This is a genomic window from Candidatus Woesearchaeota archaeon (genome assembly GCA_016180285.1).
GTDB lineage: Archaea > Nanobdellota > Nanobdellia > Woesearchaeales > JACPBO01 > JACPBO01.
Genome location: JACPBO010000005.1, coordinates 30,348 through 46,671 on the forward strand (window position 1 = coordinate 30,348; position 16,324 = coordinate 46,671).

A 16,324-nucleotide genomic window follows, 5' to 3' on the forward strand; every position below is an offset into this window, starting at 1 on the left:
ATATTTAATTGACAGAAATATTCTTATCGGAATAATGACTAAATATTATGAAAAGAAAAACTTATTTATTTTAGCACATCAATCCCTGGCAAATGCCCTTTATTCTCAAGAAATTCCAATGATGCTCCGCCGCCTGTCGAGACCCATTTTATTTTTTCTGTCAGGCCGGATTTTGACAATGCCGCCACTGAATCGCCGCCGCCGACAACAGTATAGCCTTTATTTGCCGCAACAGCTTCTGCGATCTCCATTGTGCCGTTTATAAATGCCTCAACTTCAAAAACACCCATGGGGCCATTCCAGAATATTGTCTTAGCTTTTGCAATCTCTGATTTATACAATGCAATTGTTTTTTCGCTAATATCAAGGGCATCCTCCCCATCTTTAATTGAGCCAGCGCTGAAATCAACTTTTCCAGAATATGCTGCTTTTTTGTAATCTTTTTCTTCCTTGCCTTCTTTGATTTTAACTGGAACTATTCCGGTCAACGCATCAATCGGGATGAAAATTTTTTCCCCATATTGCGAATTCAGCAACTGCTTTACCTCTTCAACAAAATCTTTCTCAAACTTTGAGCTGCCTATGCCATAGCCCTTTGCTTTAAAGAACGTGTTTGCCATTCCGCCGCCAATCAGGACAGCACCATACATTCTGGCCAAAAATTTTACAACCCCTATTTTGTCTTTTACCTTGGCGCCGCCAATTATTGCAACAGAGCAGCCTTTCGGCTTTAACAGGGGCTTCAGCATTTCGATTTCTTTCATCATTAAATACCCTGCTGCAACCTTTTTGCCCTGTTTCTTCATGATTTCCGCAATGCCCTCTGTTGATGCATGCGCCCTATGCGCAGTTCCAAATGCGTCGTTTATGTAAATATCAGCCAACTCTGTTAATCTTTCTGCGAATACATAATTATTGGCCTCTTCTTCTGGATGAAATCTTAAATTTTCCAATAATACAACATCGCCTTCTTTCATGCCATACACCGTCTTTTTAACATTTTCACCAATGCAATCCGAAGCCATTTTTACAGTCACATTAAGCAGCTCTTCAAGCTTTTTAGCAACAGGCTTTAAGCTAAATTCTTTCATGACTTTTCCATCAGGCCTTCCTAGATGGCTCATAAGAATTACTTTGCCGCCTCTGCTTCTCACATATTTTATTGTTGGCAATGCAGCAACTATTCTGGAATCATCCGTTATATTAGTTCCTTCCATCGGAACATTGAAATCAACTCTTATTATGACCTTCTTGCCCCTGTAATAATTTTCTAAATCTTCTATTGAAAGCATTTTATTTCGCCATCAATTTTATCGTCTCGATCATCCTCAAGCTGAAGCCCCATTCGTTGTCATACCATGCGCATACTTTTGCCAGCCTTCCGATCACCTTTGTCAGCGAGGCATCGAAGATCGAGGAATGCGGATTGCCTATTATGTCTGTTGAGACAATCGGCTCTTCTGTGTATTGCAATACTCCTTTAAGATAAGTCTCAGAAGCTTCCTTCATCACTTTGTTTAGTTCTTCAGCAGTTGTTTCTTTCTTCAGCAGCACAGTCAAATCAGTCAAAGACCCGTCCGGAGTCGGGACTCGGACTGCATAGCCGTCCATCTTTCCCTTCAATTCAGGAATAACCTCAGAGCTTGCTTTTGCAGCTCCTGTTGATGTCGGGATGATATTAAGCGCTGCTGCCCTTGCCCTTCTTAAGTCAGAATGAGGAAGATCGAGAATCCTTTGGTCATTTGTATAGGAATGTATGGTTGTCATCAAGCCTGCTTCAATTCCGAATTTTGCCTGCAGAACCGAAACAACAGGGATAAGGCTGTTTGTTGTGCAGGATGCGTTTGAAATCAAATCATTTCCGCCGCATTTATTGTCATTAACGCCGCGGACAATTGTCTGCACTTTTTCCTCGCCTTTTACCGGAGCAGAAATCAGAACTTTTTTAGCGCCTGCCTTGATGTGCTTTGAAGCGCCTTCCCTTGTTGTGAAAATGCCTGTGCTTTCAACAACAACATCAACTTTAAGGTCTTTCCAGGGCATCTTTTCAGGATCTTTTTCAGACAGGAATTTTATTTCTTTTCCATCAACAACAAGATTGTTGTCTTTTACCTCTACTTTTCCTGGAAACAATCTATGTATTGAATCATATTTCAGAAGATGCGCCATTGTCTTTGCATCGCCAAGATCATTTACTGCAACAAACTCGATATTTTTATCCTTGTAGCCTGCCCTAAAAACCAATCTTCCAATTCTGCCAAATCCGTTGATTGCAACTCTAACCATTTAAAACACCCCCTTGTTTTTTAAAGTGAATGAAATAAAATAAACAGCACGGATATTTAAAGTTTTGGTTTATGTGAAGTGAAGAAGTTTACACTTTCATGTGTATTTTGTTGGTGTAAAGTTGAACTTATACTTAACATTTACAAAAAATATTTAAAATAGCTTTTCAATGTTATCTCTATGGGCTTCAAAATGGTGGAAATTGTTGGAGAAGACGTATTCAGGAAACTAGAGTGGAGAATTGTTGATCATGAATACAGGTCCTTAATACGTGTTTCTTCAGAAAGGATTCATGGCTGCACAGAATGCATCTACCACCTGCCTTCTTATGGAAATATAACAGTAGATGCAAAAAATAGCTTTGAGGCTATGAGGGGCCTGTGTTCTGCTTTAAAATATATTAAATAGGTCTTGCCTTTTTATTTAGTTGTTTTTCCTTTTCAGAAATCTTCAATATCATCTTCAAAACACTGTCGGGGTTTAGAGAAATTGAATCAATGCCGCATTCTACAAGAAACTGCGCAAATTCGGGAAAATCAGATGCTGCTTGCCCGCATATGCCTATTTTCCTGCCTTTCTCCTTTGCGATCTCGATCACAATGCTAACTAATCTTTTGACTGCTTCATTCCTTTCATCATATATCGAGGAAACCAATTCAGAATCTCTGTCAAGGCCCAATGTCAGCTGCGTCAGGTCATTAGAGCCAATGCTGAATCCATCGAATATCTCAGAGAATTTTTCAGCCAATATGACATTTGAAGGAATTTCACACATCACATAAACCTGCAAATGATTTTCTCCCCTTTTCAATCCGTTTTTCTCCATTTCTTTCAGAACTTTTTTTCCTTCTTCTATTGTCCTGCAGAAAGGAATCATGACTTTTAAATTTGTCAGACCCATTTCATCCCTTACTCTTTTGATTGCCCTGCATTCCAATGCAAATCCGTCTTTATAATTTTCAGAGTAATACCTTGATGCGCCTCTCCAGCCGATCATCGGGTTTTCCTCATGCGGCTCAAACTGCTTTCCTCCAATAAGATTCGCATATTCATTTGTCTTGAAATCAGAAAATCTCAGTATGACGTCTTTCGGATAGAATGCTGCTGCGAGCATTGCTGCTCCTTGCGCAAGCTTGTCTACAAAATAATCTGCCTTGTTTTTGTAATTTGATGTAAGCTCTTCTATCATCTGCTTTGCGTCTTCATCTTTAAGTTTTTTAAAATTGAGCAAAGCAAGAGGATGAATTTTAATGTAAGAATTTATTATGAACTCCTCTCTTGCCAGGCCAACGCCATCATTAGGGATGAATGAAAGCTCTAAAGCCTGGTCAGGCTCTGCAATGTTCATCATTATTTTTGTTTTTGTTTTTGGAATTGTTTTGAGGTCAACAACCTTTTTTTTAAAATCCAGCAATCCCTCATATATAAAGCCAATATCACCTTCTGCGCAGCTCGCTGTGATATTCTGGCCTGTTTTTATTTTTTCAGTTCCGTTGTTTGTGCCGACAATGCACGGAATTCCCAGTTCACGGGAGATGATTGCTGCGTGGCATGTGCGCCCCCCTCTATTAGTTACAATCGCAGACGCTATTTTCATTATCGGCTCCCAATCTGGATCTGTCATATCTGTGACTAAAACATCTCCTTGCTTGAACCTTGAGATTTCATGGACATTTTTTATCACATTTGCTCTGCCTTGTCCGATCTTTTCTCCAACAGAATGGCCTGTCACAATTATTTTGCCTCTTTTTTTCAGCTCATAAATTTCATATATGTTCCTGTTTTTCTGGCTCTGCACTGTTTCAGGCCTTGCCTGCACAATGAAAAGCTTGTCTGTTTCGCCGTCCTTTGCCCATTCTATGTCCATTGGCTTGTGATGGCCTGCTTTCCTGCTGTAATGGTCCTCAATTACGCAGCCCCATTTTGCCAATGCCAATATTTCCTTGTCTGTCAAAACAAAATTTCTTCTTTCCTCTTCTGTTGTCGGAACATTCTTTGTTGTCTTATTTCCGCCTTCATAATAAATCATTTTTATCTTTTTCTCGCCAACAGCTTTGCTGATTATTGCATTACGGCCCTGCTTTAATGTCTGCTTGAAAATGTAATATTCATCGGGATTGACTGCTCCCTGCACAACATTTTCTCCCAATCCGTAAGATGCATTTATCAGAACAACATCCCTGAATCCTGTTTCAGTGTCTATTGTAAACATAACCCCTGCTGAAGCCTTGTCGCTTCTGACCATTTTTTGGATTCCAATTGAAAGGTAAACTTTGAAATGATCGAATTTTTTATCCACTCTGTAGCTTATCGCCCTGTCTGTGAATAAAGAGGCGAAACATTTTTTGCATGCATCTAGCAATTGAGAATGGCCTCTTATGTTGAGATAAGTTTCCTGCTGGCCTGCAAAGCTTGCATCCGGCAAATCTTCTGCTGTGGCTGATGACCTTACTGCAACATCGCAGTTCTTGCCGTATTGTTTGCACAGCTTATCGTAAGCTTTTGTTATTGCGCGCTTTAATTCATAAGGAAACTCTGCTGATTTGATTAATTCCCTTGTCTTTTGGCCTCTTTCTGACAGGTCTTTTATGCTCGTTGTTTTCAGCCCTTTGAAAATTCTTTTTATGTCATCGCCTATTTTTTCTGTTTTCAGGAAATATCTGTAAGCATAGGCTGTTACTGCAAATCCATTCGGTATATTGATGCCTTTCTTTGTAAGCTGCCTGTACATTTCTCCTAAAGAGGCATTTTTGCCTCCGACAAGCGGAACATCCTCTATGCCAAGATCATTAAACCACAGAATAAAGGATTTTAACCTGTCAAAAACCTTTGGTTTTTGAGCATGCTCAGAAATCCTTTGAATTTCTGACATGTTTGAACTATGCTTATCCAAAATACCACCTCTTTTAATGAGTATTGTAAAAGGCGTTATTTAAATAGTTTTTGGATTTTGGCTCTTAAGAATTCATTCTAGGAAAAATTGAAAGATTAGTGCATATTTTTAATAATTTGTTCTAAACCGCTAGCTATTGTTGGCATTTGGGCAGATAATTCAGTAATGCAATGTTGCGTACTTATTAAGCATTGCTGTCCTATGTCGCTTGCATTCGCTAAGTAATGTTTTCCTGCATCAATCGCATTTGCCAAGTATTGTTGCCCCAAGTCAATATAAGCTGCCATTTTATCTTGATGCTTACTATAACTGCGTAATGCTTGTCTGATTGGCACTACTACTCCTAAACCAAAAGCCTTCAATATATGAATGCCCCCGCCTATTGCCCAATCAGGATTTTTTCCGATCATCGGTCCTGTTGTAAGATACAAACCAAATTTATCTCCAAAACCCAGAATGCCGCCAAGGTATAACCAGATTTCATGCCCCCAAAGGGAAAACAATCCTTGCCCGCCGTTAGCAGAATCTTTATCAGAATTTCCGTTCTTTGCTGCGCCAAGTCCATGCCCGGAATCTCCTGATGGCGGGTCGTCACCTAATCCGCCTCCAATAATTGCTCCGATTGCAAAACCATACCATACATTTTCTCCCATTTTGATCTCCTTAAATTTAACAGTTGGATTATATTTTTTAAATCTTTCTAATTTTTAAGACAGATCCGAATCAGAACTAGAATTCATTATGGATGGAGTTATTTTATCGTCTTCCAGAGAAAGTCAAAGTATTTTCTGTAATTGTTTGCAAGAGTTTTATGTTTTATTACAAATGCAATTGGTTTTTCCAGCCACAGAACATTTGCAACATAATCGCCGTAAATATAAATAACGTTAAGCCCGCTTAATATTCTTGGCAGAACTTTATACTCATAGTATTTTGATTTTGTTATAGGTTTTCTTTTTGCTTCATGAACAAGCAATAATTTCCAGGTGCACTTTAACTTTTCTCGTTTTTTGTTATATTGCGGCCAAAAATAAGGCAATCTGTCCTGAACATCGCCGGTTGCGCCGATAAATAAGACTTCTTTGTAATTCAGGCACTCTTTCAGTATTGTTTTAATTCCTTCTGTTCCGCGATAGATCTCAGACTCTATCTCAGCAGGAGCTTCGTTAAAAAGGGAATTCATTTCAGAAATGGTGTTTTGAATTTCCTGCTTTTGCTCTTCTATCTTTGCTTTTTTCTCATCAAGGTATTTTTCTAAATTCTCGGGATTTTTTGCCTGAAAGACCCTTATTTTATTTTCAATGACATAACTGACAAGACCTTTCTCAATAAGCTTATTTAAAGCGTCATAAAGGTTTTTTCTGTAAATGCCTGTATCTTCTACAATCTTGCCGGCAGAAGTTGCTCCAAGAGCCAATAAAGCCAAATAAATCTTTATTTCTGTTTCTGTTAAACCTATTTCCTTCAGTATTTTTGTGTCCATACAGAAAGAAAGTTATTCGGATATATAAATTTTGTGGTAGTATGAGAATACTACAAAGATTAATAAAATCGTCAGTATTCTTTTAAGAGTGATTAAAATGGATGAACAAAAGGAAATTTCAGATACTGTTGAAAAATATATGGCTTGTTTTAAACCAAAAGTAAACCTTTTCACAAAAAAAAGAGTTATGAGAGAAATAACACTGATTTTCAAAGAAAAGATAGAACTAGAATCCGATGTAGATTTTGCCAGCCTAGGTTTTGGTTTTCTATATGATGAGGCACAAAAGAACAAAATCAAAGAAAAATTATTAGAACCAAATAAGCTATCAGAGACAGAAAGGCAAATCTACGGGTTTTATGATGGATTAAACAATAATCAAATTAGAAACATATTCTTTATGGCTGATACCACATATATGAAAGGATATGATGTGGGGCACAACATGTTAACGCAAAATTGCACTCATGCAGGAGGTAAAAAATGTTAGAAGGAATCTAAAGGCGAATGGGTAAGCATGACTGATAAAAATTGCGATATATGGTCTGAGGAACAGCGTGACTGGATAAACATTCCCATATTTAAAATAGCTCACAAAGTTAATGATTCTTTAGATAGATTCACTGATTATAGGGTCACATTTGACTCTTCTAAAGGAATAGCTATTTCTAGATTTGAGGTTTTTCCTTATGAAGAAGAAACAGTAAAACAACCTAGTTATATGCTTATAAGGGAATACAAGGAGCAATTACTCCCTGGAAATATGAATACTGCTGACAGATGGAAATACTCTCATGCACATAATCTGTGGTTTAGAGAAACGACGAGTAAGGACTTAGATCAATTCATAGAAAATCTCTTATCGGAAGAGTTTGAAAGGTCAAGAGAAACATCTGAACATGAATTATATAAAGATCCTATCCAGTTTTCCAAAGCAATTGGTGAATTATTGAGGGATATCAGTATTTATAATCGGATGAAATATAATCCCTATGACCGCTTAAATCTGGAAAGATTGTTTTGGTGAGGTAAAAAATGAAAACCACAGATCTTGAATCAACAATAGAAAAACCAAAAGAACGCAAACTGCGATATAATTTTGAAAATAGCCTGACAACAGATGACGGACTAACGAGATATGTGGCTAAAATAAGAGCACATGGTTTTGGCCTATCCGTTGGTGCATATATTAGTTTAGCAAGATATGATTATACAAAAATACCTAAAAAATCATTGAAGCTTGAATGGACGCCCCTGCCAAAATTATCCATAAAAGAAGAATTAAAAGATGTTGAAAGAGAGATATGGAAAATAGAAATATGTTCTATTTGTTTCGCTTGGTCATTAACAGATTTTAATAGATATTCTCAAATCGGGCATTACGGGATTGAGGGCAATACTAATAGGATCTATGAAGAATTACAATCAGAAGCAAGAAGAAAAAATATACTCATTCAAGATAACCTGATCAATCTGCTTACAGTTCCATATTTATCGCTTAGAAATGAATTTAAAAAACACATAGAAAAAGAAAGAAGACCGGTTCTTTCCAAAGGCGTCTTAGATGAAAAAGTGCTCTACTCAGATCAAATAGATGAGGTGAAATCCTTCCAAAGGTATGTTGATCAAAAGTAGAAAGTGAAATAATTCAAAATATGTATTTGGGAAGAGGAAGTGATTAAAATGTCAGAAGAATATGCTTTCACATTGAAATTGGATCATAAAACAATAGAAGAAGTTCTTAAATCAATTTTCAGAAACATTCCTCTCGAGAAGTCTGTATTCGAATTGCATACTGAGCTTTTGTATAAAAGAGATTGTGATGATGAGCTTATTTCTGGAACTGGACTCACGAAATCTTTACAAGACTCTGTTGTTATGTTGCCGCAAATTGCACATTACTCTAGGCCTGTTAATTTTGGACAACAAGAAGTTAGCGTACTTGGTCCTTACAGCCTGCTTGGCTCTGAAAATATGAGATACTCATTTAATTCGTTTAATCCTTTTTATTTTGTAGCAACAAAAAAGAAGAAAGAAGAACTATCTGAGCGAATCTTTAAACAAGGAGAGCAATTCTTGGAACGACAACATCAATTATGGATTACGCCATCAACTCTAGTTATTTATCAAAGTAACTCATATGAATGCAAGACAAGGAAACACTTATTTGGAAAAAGACATGATCTACTGATAAAACCAGAGATATATGGATTAGTTGATTGTGAATTTTCTGGTCCTTTTGATGCAAACATTTACATGATAGAGTCTAAAAAAGGCATAATAGACCTTTTCTTAAATGGCCTTTTGCAGCGTATAGGAAATAATGAAGTAGAAAGAAACAGCTGGTGTATTCTCACCAATGAATCTTTTCCACGAACTGCTGAAAGTTTTATTTTAGAGAAAGGCTTCAAAAAAGATACATCGTGTGAGAACAAAATATCCGAAGGATAAAAAACATTAATCCCATATAGTGCTCCTTCTCCGATTGGCTGGCACCGATTATCATGCTTTTTTTGCTCTAAAAACAAAAAACTTTAAAAAAAGAGAAGATATTACAGCCTTAAATGCATGAAACCATCATTGCTAACCAGCTGATCGAGGAAGCCAAGAAGCAGGGCAATGTGAGGAAGATCGTTGTTGAAGTGGGGGAGCTAGCTGACATGCCTGCTGAAGAGCTAGAGGAAACATTAAAGGCAATGGTGCCATGGGAAGTTGTTATTGTGAAGGCAAAGTCAAAAGTAACCTGTCCATGCGGCTATGAAGGCGATCCAAAGATCATCTCCCAGGAGCATGATGCTGTCATTTATGAATGCCCTGAATGCACCCAAGTGCCTGATGTTGCTTACGGCGATGAGATTATTCTGAAAGAGGTTGTTGTGCAATAATGTGCCTTGCAATACCTGGAAGAATAACTGAAATTGACGGCGAAAAAGCCATTGTTGATTATGGCTCTGAAAAAAGGGAAGCAAGGCTGCTGGATAAAAGCTTTAAAGTAGGAGACTATGTAATAGTGGGCGGCAAAATAGTTCTTGACAGGATTCCCGAGCAGGAAGCTTTAGAGGCAATAAAAGCCTGGGAATCGCTAAAATGAGGGTTGAAAAGTATTTTTTAAGATACGCTTTTCCGTGCGCTTTTGTAATCAGAGCCAGAGATGAAATTGATGATGCTGCTTATTCTGAGCTTGAAGATGCTGCTGTCAAAGGCAAGCTCATTGCGAGGGACAAATTGGAGAAGATTTTTCACAGGGCTTTTGCTGAAATCAGCAGGATAGCAAGGGAAAAAGGGAAAAATAAGTGGGATCCTTCTGTGATAAGGCATTATTTCCTGAACGAGCACAATAAGATAATTGACAGGAGAGAGGGATCTTACAGGAATTTTCCTCCAGCATTGTGCGAGCTTTCCAAAGTATTAGTCGGGGAGAGCATTGAAAAGAACAATGATGTGCTTTCTGTGAAAATAAAAGACAAAACAAGAAGGGTGCTGAATCATTTTGCGCCGGAAGCGAAAGCAGGGGATAAGGTTACAGTGCATTACGGGTATGCGGTTGAGGTTGTGGATTGAATTCTTTTTGATAATAAAATCATTGCAATAATCCCAGCCACTAAAAACACTCCTCCGACAACATCATTCACAGTCAAAGCTGCATTCAAAAACAGATAATTAAGCGTGGTTGTTACCGGCGATCCCAGTAATAATACTGAAGTTGCCAATGTAACATCTACGTGCTTTAATCCATTATACCAGGCTAATACATACCCTAAAAGGATCAATGATGTTGCTATTATCCACGTCATCTGCTCAACATTCAAGGATTTCATCAAGAATATTTCTTTTGTTGCAACCAGATAAATCAAAATAAATAAAGATCCGAAAAACATCCTCCCGAATGCAACTGTATTGCCGCTCAGCTCCTTCAATACATGCTTTGACAATGTGTTTTCAGCTGCCCAGAACAAGGCCGCGATTAGGATTAATAAATCGCCGTAATTGAATGAAAAGGCGCTTATTTTCAGAATTATAAGGTTGCCTATCAATAGCAGCAATGCAGGGATTATAATTTTTTTGCTTAACTTTTCCTTTAAAAAAATAACTGCAAAAATTCCAACATAAACAAACATTGTTTTGTGGATCAACGAGCCCATTGCAGAAGATGTCATCTGAAGGCCTCTGAAAAACAATAAAAACGGAACAGAGCCGCCGATAAGGCCAATTGATGCCAATAACAGCCATTGCTTTTTTGTAAGTTTTTTAAGTTCTTTGAAATTGCCTAATGAAAGGATAACTGCAAATAAAAACACTGCAACAACTGTATTTTTTGAAAATGTGAAAATATCGGAGTTTATGCCTACTATGCCGAATTTGTTTATGAAAATAGAGAAGCCGCTGATTATTGCTGTCAAGAAAACAAGGAGCAGGCCTCTTTTTTCAATCATATTATTTTGATAATGCAATGGATTTATATATTTTATTGTTTTGGCATAGTATATGACAACAGTTTTATGCTTTGGAAATGAGTTTTTAAAGAAAGACCGCCTTGCTAAAAAAATAGCTGATGAAATAAAGTTAGATGGCTTTGAATTCATCAAAAGCGACAATGTCGACGATATCTTGAACTATGCAAATTCTGATGAATTATACATCATGGATGTTGTTGAAAATATTGAAAAAACAATGCTGATAAAAAATATTGACGAGCTAAAAAGCAGCAAAATATGCACGCTGCATGATTTTGATCTCGGGTTTTATCTGAAGCTGATGAAGGAGATCGGGAAAATAAAGGAAATACGGATCATAGGAATACCGCAGAAAGGGGATGCTGGGGAGATTAAGAAAGAAATAGCTGAGATTTTGAAAAAAGAAAAAGGCTAGATATTTTTGGCTGAAACTGCTACTGCGCCAACTGATGATGCTGAATGATAGCGAACTTCGCTTTCCTCTTCTGTCAAAAACCACCAGTCAGAGACTAGTAGAATGTTACTGCGTTTTACCGCATCAGGTGGTTTTTGAGCATGCTCGGAATTTTCATGATTCGTGCAAAAAAAGCGAAGCTTACCACTAGTCACAGACTAGATGGAAAATTCCGACATTTTATGGCGTTTTCTCTTCTGACAACAGAATCCACCACAGCCCAATAAAAATCTATAAATTTTGTAACTATTGGATTTTTAAAGTTTAATTTGTACATCTTTGCCTTTCCAACAATTCTTGTTTGAACGACCATCTTCTTTTCCCTGAACTCCTTAAAGATCCTTTTTAATGTAGTATACCCTACTTCAGAATATCTAGCAATATCCTTCATCGAATAGTCATATTCTGAATGCACTATTAAAAAGCTCCATATTCTGTTTTTTGGGCTGTCTCCCTGCTCTTTTAAAAATACTGATTTTGGCATCATGTAAATGGCAATGATATGCTTGTATTTAAAGGTTTCTATTTTAGACCCTTAAGAGGCCATATTTGGACCACACATTTATATACAAGCAGCATTCTGCTTGGATAATGGCACAGGTAAAGAGGAGCGAGTATATAAGAATAAGCAGGGATATTGTAAAAAAGCTTTTTGACTTAGGCTGCTTTGGCAAGGGTTCTGTTTACATTAATGTTTTGAAAACTGCAACGCCTAAAGAAGATTTGGATAAGACAGATAAAGTTCTAGATGCGTTAGTAAGGCAGAACATCTGCTGCAAAAAGAAGAAAGAGCATGGATGGAAGTATTATCTTAATATGGATCGTTATGACAAGATCAAAGAGATCATCAAGGAAACGGGAGTAAGGTCGATTATACCGGTTTTGCTGATGCTGTGATTGCGGACAAATATGAAATCATTTCTCCCAATTCACTTTTAAGAAATGCGTTGAGCATGAAATGCATGGATCATAAGCTCTAATCAATTTTTCAAGCTGCAGCACGATCTCGCTTTCTTTCAAGCTCAAGATCCCGGGCAGGAATGCCTTTATGTCATCCTCCATGTTCCTCAAATTCTGCGATGTGGGGGTTGTAATGTTGGCTTTCTTTACAAAACCGTTTTCATCAAAAGTATAGTCATGGAACAGCATCCCTCTTGGAGCTTCTGTAATTCCAACGCCTCTGCCTGCTTTGATTTTTATTTCAGAGCAGCCTTCTTCCTCTAATTCCAGATCCCTTAGAATTTCAATTGCCCTTTCAACACAAAAAAGAAGCTCAATTGCCTGCGCCACATTATTGCTGAAAGGCGAAAAGCTTGGAATCCTAAATGGAACCATATCCTGAATGTTTTTAGGCAGCTTTTCAAAATTATTGTTAAGCCTTGCCAAAGCGCCAACCATATAGCTGTTGCCCTCTGCAACAACGAATTCCGATTTTGATCCTTCCTCAAAATATTCCCTGAAATGATTCTGGTAATCTTTAGTTGGAATGCACATATTGCCTGTGCAGGATATTGCTCCGTCAATAAGGGAATACTTATCAGATTCAAGCGCAAAATATTTTGTTTCCCGCTCAAATGAGGGATATTTCAGATCAGAAAATAATTTAACAGATTCAACTGCATCCTGCTTTATGCTTTCAAGCATTCTGAGCAAAGCATTTACTTCGTTTTTTGGAGGAAGCTTTGAGAATCCGCCTATTATTGGCGTTATCGGATGCACTTCCCTGCCGCCAATTATTGCAACGATCTCATTTCCTATTTTTTTCATCTTCAAGGCTCTTTCAACCTCTTTCGGATGCTTTGAAGCCATCTCGATGGCAGAGTCAAAGCCAAGGTAATCGGGCAGCGAAAGAAAATAAAGGTGCAGTGTGTGATTCTGCAGATAAGAGCCCAAAACAAGCAGCTCTCTTAATAATTTTGTCTGCTCGCTGACTTTAACATTGAATGCGTCCTCAACAGCTTTTAAGGATGTTACAAGATGCGAGGGGGAACAAGTGCCGCAGATCCTTGATGTCAGCACAGGAGCATCCCCGTATTTTCTGTTCTTTATAATGTCTTCAAAAAATCTTGCTCCTTCAAATGTTTCTATTTTTGCTTTTTCAACCCTGCCATTCTCTATTCTGATATTCAGCTTGGCATGGCCTTCGATCTTTGCAATGTGGTTGAGCTTGATTGTATGATTTGTTTCCATTTTATTTTTTAATATCTTCGTTGAACTTCTTAAACACTTTTGACGTTCCTGCAAATGTCCTGAAATACCTTTTAATGTCCTCTGTTGTCAAGCCGCACTTTTTAAACTGCTCGATCTCAGCATCAAGATTTGCATCTTCCATTGGCCCGAAGCAGCCATAGCACGGGGTTGAATGCGAAGGGCATAAAGCATTGCAGCCGGCATATGTTATCGGGCCCATGCAGGGCTCTCCTTTCTGCAGCAAGCAGATATTCTCTTTCTGCCTGCATTCAAAGCACACATTATGTGTTATTTGTTTTGGCTTTTTTCCAACAACAAGGTCTTTCATTACATTTATGAATTCTTTCTTGTCAATCGGGCAGCCGCGCATGAAATAATCAACCTTAATGAAAGCATCAATGCCGCGGGCAGCAATTTGCTTCAAGAATAATGGATTCGGAGGCAGAGCTTCAACCTGGTCATGCAAGTCAAGAAAATTCCTTATTGTTGGAACCCCGCCGTAAGTTGCGCATGTTCCGAATGCTATTATGAATTTGCTTTTTTCTCTTATTTTAACTGCCTGCTGCTGCTCCTCTTCCGTTGTAATGCAGCCTTCAATAAGCGCAACATCAAAAGGGCCTTCTTCGTTCTTTTTTTTGATCAGCTCGAAATTAGCTATATTGACTATTTTCATAAGCTCTATCAGGTTATGCTCCAGATTAAGTATATTCCACATGCAGCCCTGGCAGCTTGTCAGCGCAAATATGCCGATTTTTAGCTTATCCATCTCAAGCCTTAACCTCATTTATTTTTTTGCCTTTCATAAAGCCCCTGATATTTTCAATCGTTGTATCAAGAATTCTTTGCAATGCCTCAATGCTATTAAATGCATTGTGCGGCGTTATAATCACGTTCTCCCTTTTCAGCAAAGTATGATTCTGTATCACGGTCTTTAATGTTTCAATCGGATAATTCTTTGAAAGAAGCTCACTTTCTTCTTTTACCAGCTGCTCTTCTTCAAGCACATCCAATCCTGCTCCTGACAATATTCCTTTGTCCAATGCCTTGACTAATGCATCTGTCTCAACTAATCCGCCTCTTGCAGTATTTATTAAAATAGCGCCTTTTTTTATCAGATGCATATTGCCTTTATTTATCATGTGATGCGTTGCCTTGCTGTAAGGGGCATGCATGCTTATAATATCAGAATTTTTTAAAAGGTCATTTAATAAGGCATATTTGAAGCCAAACTTTTTGGCCAGCTTTGAATCTCTTCTGACATCATATGCCAGAACATTCATTTCAAAACCATTTGCGATTCTTATGACATGCTGCCCGATATGGCCTGCTCCTATAACGCCGAGAGTTTTTCCTTTAAGGTCAAATCCCCTCAATCCTTCAAGCGAGAAGTCGCCCCTTACTGTTTTTTCATACGCCCTGTGTATTTTTCTTGACAATGCCAGAATCAATGCAAATGTGTGCTCTGCAACTGTGTTTTCGCCGTAATAAGGGACATTGGCTACTGCAATTTTCCTTTTTCTGCACTCTTCAACGTCAATGTGGTCGTAGCCGGTTGACCTTGTTGCTATTAATTTTAATTTATTGAATTTGCCTAACATGCCTTTATTTATTTTTGAATAAATAAAAACAGACAATATATCAAAATCTTTTACTTTGCCAATATTTTTTTCATTTGATTCATCATTGAAAAATAAAATATTGCCTTTAAGCTTTTTTTTAATATATTCTTTTTCCCAGTCTTCCATTTCAAAAAATGCAATTTTCATTATTCTCAATCCTCCAAATTCTTCACAAAATCATGCCTGAAAACAGGCCCGTCTCTGCAGGCGTAATTGCCTTCTATCATGCAATGCCCGCATTTCCCGATTCCGCAGTGCATCAGCCTTTCAAATGAAACAAAAATCTGGCTGTCTTTGAAGCCTTGCTTTTCTAACAGCTCAATCACGAATTTTATCATTATTGGCGGGCCGCATGTAATTGCAATCGAGCCTTTCTTTGGCGGCATTTTTTCAAGCAATGCCGTTACAAGGCCGGCATTGCCTTTCCAGCTGCTTTCCGCCCTGTCAACTGTAAGATAAACATTCATGTGCTTTTTCCATTTTTCAAGGTCATATTTGAACAATATGTCATCAGGGCTTCTGAAGCCGAGGAAAACATCGACATTTTTGTATTGCTTTCTATTTTTTATTATAAACTCAATTACGCCTCTTAATGGCGCTGCTCCTGTTCCGCCGCCTATGACTGTAAGATTCTTTTTTTTCAGAATGTTCATCGGATAGCCGTGGCCATATGGTCCTCTGACGTAAATAATGTCTCCTTTTTTCAGCTTGTGGATCGCATTAGTTACATTGCCGACATTCCTTACAGCGAGCTCAATATGGTCTTTTGAATAAGAGCAGAGTGATATGGGGCATTCGCCTATCTTTGGAACATAAACCTCGACAAACTGGCCAGGAAGATGATCTGATCTGAAGTTTATTTTATAAGTGCTTATGTCTGCTGTTTCATTTTTAATGCCTAATATTTTCTGTTTTTGAGGAAAGTAGGGGTTGTTCATTTTTTTC

21 protein-coding genes are annotated in these 16,324 nt (G+C 37.9%); 10 read left to right on the plus strand and 11 right to left on the minus strand.

Annotation, left to right across the window (positions count from 1 at the left end):
* Window positions 1–65 precede the first annotated feature (65 nt).
* Together HYU07_01205 and gap are read right to left on the minus strand one after the other, a co-directional pair.
* Entirely contained in the window at window positions 66–1,292 is a 1,227-nt protein-coding gene (locus HYU07_01205; GenBank protein MBI2128833.1) for a phosphoglycerate kinase, read from the minus strand.
* A gap of 1 nt (window position 1,293) precedes the next feature.
* The gene (gap, locus tag HYU07_01210; GenBank protein ID MBI2128834.1) at window positions 1,294–2,286 is read right to left on the minus strand and encodes a type I glyceraldehyde-3-phosphate dehydrogenase; all 993 of its coding nucleotides are present in this window, start codon (window positions 2,284–2,286) and stop codon (window positions 1,294–1,296) included.
* 180 nt (window positions 2,287–2,466) lie between these two features.
* Here gap and HYU07_01215 point away from each other — a divergent pair, with 180 nt between their 5' ends.
* Window positions 2,467–2,694 (plus strand): hypothetical protein, encoded by a 228-nt coding sequence (locus HYU07_01215; protein MBI2128835.1) that lies wholly within the window; start codon window positions 2,467–2,469, stop codon window positions 2,692–2,694.
* Here the strand turns inward: HYU07_01215 and ppsA are convergent.
* From ppsA to HYU07_01230, 3 genes are all read right to left on the minus strand, one after another.
* Complete coding sequence (gene ppsA / locus HYU07_01220) at window positions 2,687–5,158, minus strand: phosphoenolpyruvate synthase (GenBank protein MBI2128836.1); 2,472 nt, start codon at window positions 5,156–5,158, stop codon at window positions 2,687–2,689. The genes HYU07_01215 and ppsA overlap by 8 nt on opposite strands.
* Window positions 5,159–5,274: 116 nt before the next feature.
* Window positions 5,275–5,832 (minus strand): hypothetical protein, encoded by a 558-nt coding sequence (locus HYU07_01225; GenBank protein MBI2128837.1) that lies wholly within the window; start codon window positions 5,830–5,832, stop codon window positions 5,275–5,277.
* 98 nt (window positions 5,833–5,930) lie between these two features.
* Complete coding sequence (locus HYU07_01230; GenBank protein MBI2128838.1) at window positions 5,931–6,662, minus strand: hypothetical protein; 732 nt, start codon at window positions 6,660–6,662, stop codon at window positions 5,931–5,933.
* Between the two features lie 97 nt (window positions 6,663–6,759).
* Here HYU07_01230 and HYU07_01235 point away from each other — a divergent pair, with 97 nt between their 5' ends.
* The 7 genes from HYU07_01235 to HYU07_01265 all read left to right on the plus strand — a co-directional run bounded on the left by HYU07_01235 (window position 6,760) and on the right by HYU07_01265 (window position 10,223).
* Window positions 6,760–7,152 carry a hypothetical protein gene (locus tag HYU07_01235; GenBank protein MBI2128839.1) on the plus strand — a complete coding sequence of 131 codons (393 nt, stop codon included), beginning with the start codon at window positions 6,760–6,762 and terminating at the stop codon, window positions 7,150–7,152.
* Window positions 7,153–7,179: 27 nt separating this feature from the next.
* Window positions 7,180–7,689: a hypothetical protein gene (locus HYU07_01240; GenBank protein MBI2128840.1), complete on the plus strand. Its 510-nt coding sequence runs from the start codon at window positions 7,180–7,182 to the stop codon at window positions 7,687–7,689.
* Between the two features lie 8 nt (window positions 7,690–7,697).
* Complete coding sequence (locus HYU07_01245; GenBank protein ID MBI2128841.1) at window positions 7,698–8,297, plus strand: hypothetical protein; 600 nt, start codon at window positions 7,698–7,700, stop codon at window positions 8,295–8,297.
* Between the two features lie 48 nt (window positions 8,298–8,345).
* Window positions 8,346–9,113 (plus strand): hypothetical protein, encoded by a 768-nt coding sequence (locus tag HYU07_01250; protein ID MBI2128842.1) that lies wholly within the window; start codon window positions 8,346–8,348, stop codon window positions 9,111–9,113.
* 113 nt (window positions 9,114–9,226) lie between these two features.
* Window positions 9,227–9,547 carry a hydrogenase maturation nickel metallochaperone HypA gene (locus HYU07_01255; GenBank protein ID MBI2128843.1) on the plus strand — a complete coding sequence of 107 codons (321 nt, stop codon included), beginning with the start codon at window positions 9,227–9,229 and terminating at the stop codon, window positions 9,545–9,547.
* On the plus strand, window positions 9,547–9,753 hold the full coding sequence (locus tag HYU07_01260) for a HypC/HybG/HupF family hydrogenase formation chaperone (protein MBI2128844.1): 207 nt from the start codon (window positions 9,547–9,549) through the stop codon (window positions 9,751–9,753). Before HYU07_01255 ends, HYU07_01260 begins: the two co-directional genes overlap by 1 nt.
* On the plus strand, window positions 9,750–10,223 hold the full coding sequence (locus HYU07_01265; GenBank protein MBI2128845.1) for a hypothetical protein: 474 nt from the start codon (window positions 9,750–9,752) through the stop codon (window positions 10,221–10,223). The genes HYU07_01260 and HYU07_01265 overlap by 4 nt, the downstream gene beginning before the upstream one ends.
* Here the strand turns inward: HYU07_01265 and HYU07_01270 are convergent.
* Window positions 10,193–11,095 (minus strand): DMT family transporter, encoded by a 903-nt coding sequence (locus HYU07_01270; protein MBI2128846.1) that lies wholly within the window; start codon window positions 11,093–11,095, stop codon window positions 10,193–10,195. The two genes, HYU07_01265 and HYU07_01270, sit on opposite strands and share 31 nt — an antisense overlap.
* A gap of 52 nt (window positions 11,096–11,147) precedes the next feature.
* On the opposite strand from HYU07_01270, the gene HYU07_01275 reads away from it, so the two are divergent.
* On the plus strand, window positions 11,148–11,531 hold the full coding sequence (locus HYU07_01275) for a hypothetical protein (protein ID MBI2128847.1): 384 nt from the start codon (window positions 11,148–11,150) through the stop codon (window positions 11,529–11,531).
* Window positions 11,532–11,721: 190 nt separating this feature from the next.
* Here the strand turns inward: HYU07_01275 and HYU07_01280 are convergent, their stop codons facing one another.
* The gene (locus HYU07_01280; GenBank protein ID MBI2128848.1) at window positions 11,722–12,057 is read right to left on the minus strand and encodes a hypothetical protein; all 336 of its coding nucleotides are present in this window, start codon (window positions 12,055–12,057) and stop codon (window positions 11,722–11,724) included.
* 104 nt (window positions 12,058–12,161) lie between these two features.
* On the opposite strand from HYU07_01280, the gene HYU07_01285 reads away from it, so the two are divergent.
* Window positions 12,162–12,467: a hypothetical protein gene (locus HYU07_01285; protein ID MBI2128849.1), complete on the plus strand. Its 306-nt coding sequence runs from the start codon at window positions 12,162–12,164 to the stop codon at window positions 12,465–12,467.
* 18 nt (window positions 12,468–12,485) lie between these two features.
* On the opposite strand, the gene HYU07_01290 is transcribed toward HYU07_01285, so the two are convergent.
* From HYU07_01290 to asrB, 4 genes are all read right to left on the minus strand, one after another.
* Window positions 12,486–13,760 (minus strand): Ni/Fe hydrogenase subunit alpha, encoded by a 1,275-nt coding sequence (locus tag HYU07_01290; protein MBI2128850.1) that lies wholly within the window; start codon window positions 13,758–13,760, stop codon window positions 12,486–12,488.
* Window position 13,761: 1 nt separating this feature from the next.
* Window positions 13,762–14,544, minus strand: coding sequence for an oxidoreductase (locus tag HYU07_01295; protein ID MBI2128851.1), 783 nt, complete (start codon window positions 14,542–14,544; stop codon window positions 13,762–13,764).
* On the minus strand, window positions 14,528–15,526 hold the full coding sequence (locus HYU07_01300) for a hydroxyacid dehydrogenase (protein ID MBI2128852.1): 999 nt from the start codon (window positions 15,524–15,526) through the stop codon (window positions 14,528–14,530). Before HYU07_01300 ends, HYU07_01295 begins: the two co-directional genes overlap by 17 nt.
* A 5-nt stretch (window positions 15,527–15,531) precedes the next feature.
* Window positions 15,532–16,324 (minus strand): anaerobic sulfite reductase subunit AsrB (gene asrB, locus HYU07_01305; protein ID MBI2128853.1); only part of this gene is annotated, 793 nt, incomplete at its 5' end.